We start from the raw sequence: 6,472 nt of genomic DNA on the forward strand, positions 1-6,472 counted from the left end.
GAAAATATTAACTCCACCAACATTCGCCGATATTCTTGCAACTTCGGAGTCTGAGTCTCTATTTCCATTCCCTCCGCAACCTCGGTCACGCAAGCAGGTAATAACTTTCTCATCCCAGAAATTTCTACCAGACACAAACGACAAGCTCCAATATTGGTGACACCCTCCAAATGACAAAGAGTAGGAATATGAACCCCCGCTTCCTTCGCAGCTTCCAGAATAGTAGTTCCCTCCTCAACTGCAATTTGATTACCATCAATAGTTAACGTTTTTACTGACATATTTTGTTCTCCTCCTGGTCTATAACGATGCCTAATTTAAAAAATCAGAATATTTACCTTAGTAGGGGCGAATGGCCATTCGCCCTTACCGAATTATTAATTGTTAATTAAATAATTGTGGGTATGCGCCTCCCCTTGGATAGGGGAAAAAAGCGGTTGAGGGATGGCGAGGTCCCCTCGCTTGCCTCCAATCAACCAAGAGAGCGGTCGGAAAGCGGGGCATTCCTTAGGATGGGATGCTGAGGAAACCTAGCCATATCCAATCGAGCAAGAGAAGAAATGATATTTCCCAATCTTCAATTCCCGAAAGGTTTTAACCTTCTTGTAATTATCAAGTTCGCCATTATCAATTATCAATTAATGAAATTTAGGCCATTCGCCCCTACATTTAATGAGCAGCAGTGACAACTTTACCGTTATTAAATTCTGATTCCTGCAATAAATCGAGATATTCTTGCTTAAAATAGTGCAACGTACTCAAAACCGGATTAGGAGCAGTCATTCCCAAACCACACAAGCTAGTATCTTTAACCAAATATGACAACTCTTCCAACCGTTCCAAATCAAGAGAAGTCGCCTGTTTGTTCAGAATCTTACTCAGCAAAGCGTACAATTGCACAGTACCAGTGCGACAAGGAATACATTTTCCGCAAGTTTCGCCACGACAAAAGTCCATATAAAACTGCGCTACCTCTACCATACTCGTTTCCTCATCCATGACAACCATACCACCGGAACCCATCATGGAACCCACACTGCTGAGAGATTTGTAATCTACAGGAGTGTCAAGCATGGAAGCAGGAATACAGCCACCAGAAGGTCCCCCTGTTTGCACCGCTTTAACCTCTCCATCAGGAACACCTCCACCCATTTCTTCTACTATTTCTCGTAAGGTAATTCCCATAGGTACTTCAATTAAACCATTATTGCGGACTTTACCTGTGAGAGCGAAGATTTTTGTACCTTTGCTGTCTTTGGTACCAATATTAGCATACCAGTCTGCACCTTTTTTAATAATAGGAGCAATGTTGGCAAAGGTTTCCACGTTATTAATCAGAGTCGGGCAACCCCAAAGACCGGACTGAGCAGGATATGGCGGACGGGGGACTGGGTTGCCACGTTTGCCTTCTACTGATTGAATGAGGGCAGTTTCTTCTCCACAGATAAAGGCACCAGCACCGATGCGGATATCGATTTTGAAGTCAAACGGACAGTCGAATATTTGACTGCCTAAGAGTCCGTATTTTTTTGCCTGTTTAATAGCTTTTTGTAAACGTTGGATGGCGAGGGGATATTCAGCGCGAACGTAGATGAAACCATGATTTGCTCCAACAGCATAAGCAGCGATCGCCATTCCTTCTAATACTAAATGGGGGTCGCTTTCTAATACATTCCGATCCATAAATGCACCGGGGTCTCCTTCATCACCATTGCAGATCATATATTTCTGACCTTCTGGCATTTTGGCAACTGTTGCCCATTTTAAACCAGTGGAATAACCGCCACCTCCTCTACCCCGCAACCCACTACGAGTAATTTCGTTCATGACTTCACTAGGAGACATTTCATGTATAGCGTGATATAAAGATTGATATCCACCGACTGCTATGTATTCTTCGATGCGTTCGGGGTCAATTTTTCCTGTGTGTTCCCTGACGATGCGGAGTTGGTGCGAAAAGAAAGGGTGCTGGGAATCGCCTTTGATAGCTTCAGTTGTACCGCCATTGAGTGCATCAATAATGCTAGCTGCATTTTCTAGTTTTACTTCTTCGTAGAGGATGTCATTAGGGTCTATTTGTACTAGGGGTCCGCGTCCGCAAGCTCCCATGCAACCTACTCCTACTACTTGGACGCGATATTCTAGACCAAGTGTTTTGACTGCATTCTTCATATTTTTCATAATTTCTACAGAGTTAGAAGCTTGACAACCTGTAGACGTGCAACAGTGAACCCGAATACTTTTTTGCCTGTTTTTTTCTGCTTCGGCAATGTCGAGCAATTCTTGATAGTCCATATTTTCTTTTCCTCTCTTTTTTGTAGCTATTAACAGTCAGCGATCGGCAGTTAGCTTTGTTTGCTTTTTTTGGCTGAACTTTACTTTTAAGTCAGTAAAAAGAGAAAGTTTAGTAGTTAGGGAAAATAGTTTTTCTTAGTCTTCATATCACAAAATTTATTTCTTCCCACTGACTAAATATTCTAGTGTCACAACTATATTTTTTTCTGGCTTTCAGCATTTATATAAACAAAAATTTACTTAATATTCGGGCTAAAGCCCAACTACAAACAAAAACTTTGAGATTTAAAAGTTTTACTTTTGACTTAATTTATTCCTGCCAATCTTTAATTTTTTCCATAACTGTTTCTGGAGTTTGTTTACCTGCAACCCTACCATCAAATACTACTGCAGGTGCAATTCCACAAGCTCCCATACAACGGGCAGCCATCAGAGAAATTTGATTATCAGGGGTTGTTCCTCCTACTGTGATTTCTAGTTCTTTTTCTAATGCTTTAACTACTTCTCCACCACCTTTTACATAACAAGCAGTACCCATACATACAACACAAGTATGAGCGGTATCGACATTAGATTTAACTGAAAAAAGATGGTAAAAAGTTGCAACTCCATAAACTCTACTTAATGGTAACTTTAAACTTCGTGCTACATAGGTCAAAACATTTGTTTCTAAATAGCCAAATGTTTCCTGGGCTTTATGCAATACCTCAATCAAAGAATCTTGGCGATATTGATTCCGCTTCATTGTAATATCTAACTGTTTGAAGCGTTGATCGCCACTGGGATGACCCTTTTTTACTTGTTGAGAATCTTTACTTTTAGTATCTTTTATGGCAGTTTCCATGTATGAATCTCCCTAAGCTTACTTTTATTGGTATTTGCTTCTAAATAATAGCCTATATTTACCTTTTTTTTACTGTCTGTTTCTTGATACTTAAGTTATAATTTTACTTTCTTTATAATTGTTGCATATTCCTGTTTTCTAGGAGAACTTAATTTACATATTATAACAATCTTGTTTATCTTATTTAATAAACAACTTTTTGATTGTTTAAATAAATTTAAGAAAAAACTAAATATTTAACAAATATTCCCTAAATTTGGTAATATAAATTATATGTTTTTATACCATGGATAAAAGCTCAAGCGTGAATATGATTTGTGTGGTTAGGGAGTATTATAGGAGCGGGCTTAACCGAAAGCCTTGATATTTAAAATTTATAACATTTCCGCTTGAATAGTTATAATTAAAGTTCGTAGTATAGCTCTCAGCCCTATCTATGTTAGACGTCTCCGGAAAAGAGGGAGTAGGGATTAGGGAGAAAGAATTGATTATTTCTTCCCTATAATTGTAATTGATTTTATTTTTGATTATCACCAGATGTCTATTAGGGCTAAATCCCTATTACAAACAAAAACTTTTTGTTTCGCTTTTCGGCTGTCGCCGACATGAAACATGACATGAAACGCAAAGCGAAACCTAGTTTTATTGTTGATTATCTGGATATGATATTAGTCCTAAAAACCCGCCCTACAGTTATTGCTTTATTTATGCTAACCTACTTACTTAAAGGGGGTGAATATTTATAATTCATATCTAGATTATGTAACGCCAATTAACCTTTTGTTTTAGCTCTATCGAGTCCAGCTTTTACCCAATTAATACATTCATATTCAGACTGAAAAATTTTCGGAGCAGCAATATTAGTCAAACTCTCAGGTTTATAATGGTCGTAAAAAAACTTATCAGCCTCTTGATGAATAATAATTAAATTATCATCATAAACGTATCTCAACTTAAAATAGTCACGATGAGATTTCACATCCGAATTTTCATATAAATGCGATTGAGCAACTTTAATGATTTGCTCAATGCTATTAGTATAAAAACCTGTAAGATTTTCCCCCTGGTGAAAATTCCCCTTATGTCCTAAATCTGATAATAACTTATATGAATAAATTGGAATATCGTTAGCGATCGCTAATACATAAGGAATAATTAAATAACCTTGATAGGAAACCGAATTTTCGTAAATAAATCTATTTATCATCATACTTATAAAGAGAGGATTTATATAAAACCTGTTCTTGGTGAGTATAGACAGTACAATCAGACAAAGGAACAGCTACACAAGTAAGAATATAACCAGCTTCTTTTTCCTCCGAACGCAAAAACTTTTGCTCACTTTGGTCAACTTCACCACTTATCAATTTTCCCAAACAACCAGAACAATTTCCTTGCCTACATCCATAAGGTAAAAGAATTCCATAATCTTCAGCAATATCTAATATATATTCATCTTCTGGTACTTCAATAGTCTGATCTAAACCTATTTCTGGGTTGAGCAAACGAACTTGATAAATAGTCATTTCAGTTATTAGTTATTAGTTATCAGTATCTTATCCTTCTTTAGGAGTCTTGAGACCTTATTTTTTCACTATAATCAAATATTAACTTAATGGGAAAACACCCACTTATAGCAGAAGTTAGAATTTAAATTCTAACTGTGACTAAATTTGAGAGGAGCAAGAATCTCTTAACCCCTATATCAGAATTAATTAAACTTCTATTATAATACCTTTGTCAACAATAAATCCTCGGCTAATGCTACTGCCCCCCATAAAGGAGCTTCATCACCTAATGCAGCAGGTACAATTTCAAAACTCACCTCTGGTAAAGCAGTTTCCCTAGCCACCCGTTGCACAGTTTCCCATAATAATTTACCCGCCTTCGTCACTCCACCACCTAAAACAAACCGTTCGGGATTAACTAAATTAGCCACATTACCAATACCTACTCCTGGCCCCCAACCAGCCAACGAAATTGCCTTAACAGCAATTTCATCACCTTGAATAGCTGCCTCACTAACCTTCTGAGCAGTTATCGTTTCTAGATCGTTATTTACCAAACCCCGCAAAATTTGCCCTTCTGTCGGTCGATCTTGCAACCATTCCTTTACCTGTTGCGCAATATAAGGACCTGATGCCAACCTTTCCACACAACCGCGTTTCCCACAAAGACAAAGCGGACCAATTGGATCGACTGTGACATGACCTATTTCCCCTGCCATACTTTGCGCACCGCGCCAAGATTTGCCATTAATAATCCAACCCCCACCCACGCCTGTACTTATGGTAATATAAAGTAAACTATCATAACCATGACCAGCGCCAAAACGATATTCTCCCATTGCTGCTACATTGGCATCATTATCAACTACAGTGGGAGCGTTAAATTCTGTTTCTAAGATTTTCTGTAGAGGAATATTTTCCCAACCTTTGACATGGTGGGATAGACGCACTGTTCCTGTATTGGCATCAACGGGACCTCCAAAACTTACCCCTATAGCAGCAGGGTTTTCTCCTTTGAGGAGTTTGTGGGAAAGGGTTCGGATAATTTCAATATCTGTCTGAGCAGAAGCATTGGGTGGTGAGAGAGTTTTTTGATAATTTTGCCAGTTTCTTTCACCAACATTGACGACTGCTGCTGCTAACTTTGTGCCACCGAAATCAAGTGCTAAAATTTTGTTTGTCATCAGAATATAAATAATAATAGACCTCTCCAGAAAAGAGGGAGTAGGGAGTAGGGAGTAGGGAGTAGGGAGTAGGGGAAAATAATTGATTTGATTTTTTATTATTGGAGATGTCTAATAGACCTCTCCCCCAACCCCTCTCCTTTTAGGAGAGGGGGGTTTCTCCCCCAACGCTACCAGGGAAGGGGGTTAGGGGGTTTGGTTTTACCCTTAGTGCAGGATGGCGGAAATAACTGACCAGTTACAAAATCCTAAAAGCCTTACTAACCAATACTTTTAACTTCCCCGTAGCGGCACTAGACACACCACTACTAAATTTGAAAGCTTCCTAAGTATTGGTTTTGAGTTCGTTCAGTTTTTCCCTAATAGTTTCGACTCGTTCCCGGTTAACACCTAGATCGCCTTCTCCTAAACGGGAAGCGGAACGCACTTGAATAGCATTAGCTTCTTCATCTACATAAAATTCTACATCATCCACATATCCCATTATTTTACTGGTAAATTCAGCATACAAATAATTTTCATCTTCTTTAACAATGTTAGTACGAGGCATTGATTCAATTATTTGTTTGAGGTTAGCGATCGCTTTTTCTGGTTCAGAGTCATAACTCAGAGAGGCAATACCATGTTGTGCATCTTGACTA

At 38.5% G+C, this 6,472-nt stretch carries 7 protein-coding genes; all 7 read right to left on the minus strand.

What is annotated here, in order from left to right; all coding sequences use genetic code 11:
• On the minus strand, positions 1–281 hold a 281-nt coding region (locus tag F6K22_RS27195), incomplete at its 3' end, for a 2Fe-2S iron-sulfur cluster-binding protein (protein WP_293105280.1).
• A gap of 388 nt (positions 282–669) precedes the next feature.
• A complete protein-coding gene (locus F6K22_RS27200; protein WP_293105282.1) occupies positions 670–2,295 on the minus strand; it encodes a NuoF family protein in 1,626 nt (541 codons plus the stop codon).
• A gap of 310 nt (positions 2,296–2,605) precedes the next feature.
• A complete protein-coding gene (gene hoxE, locus F6K22_RS27205; RefSeq protein ID WP_293105284.1) occupies positions 2,606–3,139 on the minus strand; it encodes a bidirectional hydrogenase complex protein HoxE in 534 nt (177 codons plus the stop codon).
• A 772-nt stretch (positions 3,140–3,911) separates the two neighbouring features.
• Positions 3,912–4,349, minus strand: a complete 438-nt coding sequence (locus F6K22_RS27210) for a hypothetical protein (RefSeq protein WP_363274532.1) — start codon at positions 4,347–4,349, stop codon at positions 3,912–3,914.
• Positions 4,336–4,665: a 2Fe-2S iron-sulfur cluster-binding protein gene (locus F6K22_RS27215; RefSeq protein ID WP_293105287.1), complete on the minus strand. Its 330-nt coding sequence runs from the start codon at positions 4,663–4,665 to the stop codon at positions 4,336–4,338. The genes F6K22_RS27210 and F6K22_RS27215 overlap by 14 nt, the downstream gene beginning before the upstream one ends.
• Before the next feature lie 200 nt (positions 4,666–4,865).
• On the minus strand, positions 4,866–5,831 hold the full coding sequence (locus tag F6K22_RS27220) for an ROK family protein (RefSeq protein ID WP_293105290.1): 966 nt from the start codon (positions 5,829–5,831) through the stop codon (positions 4,866–4,868).
• A 325-nt stretch (positions 5,832–6,156) separates the two neighbouring features.
• On the minus strand, positions 6,157–6,472 hold a 316-nt coding region (locus F6K22_RS27225; protein WP_293105292.1), incomplete at its 5' end, for a DUF1499 domain-containing protein.

This window comes from Okeania sp. SIO2F4 (genome assembly GCF_010672385.1).
In the GTDB taxonomy this organism is placed as follows: Bacteria; Cyanobacteriota; Cyanobacteriia; order Cyanobacteriales; family Microcoleaceae; genus Trichodesmium.

Excerpts from the sequence above, each read along its gene's own strand:
- F6K22_RS27210 (WP_363274532.1), bottom strand. The coding sequence starts at position 4,349 with ATGATGATAAATAGATTTATTTACGAAAATTCGGTTTCCTATCAAGGT.
- hoxE (WP_293105284.1), bottom strand. The coding sequence starts at position 3,139 with ATGGAAACTGCCATAAAAGATACTAAAAGTAAAGATTCTCAACAAGTA.
- F6K22_RS27215 (WP_293105287.1), bottom strand. The coding sequence starts at position 4,665 with ATGACTATTTATCAAGTTCGTTTGCTCAACCCAGAAATAGGTTTAGAT.
- F6K22_RS27200 (WP_293105282.1), bottom strand. The coding sequence starts at position 2,295 with ATGGACTATCAAGAATTGCTCGACATTGCCGAAGCAGAAAAAAACAGG.
- F6K22_RS27220 (WP_293105290.1), bottom strand. The coding sequence starts at position 5,831 with ATGACAAACAAAATTTTAGCACTTGATTTCGGTGGCACAAAGTTAGCA.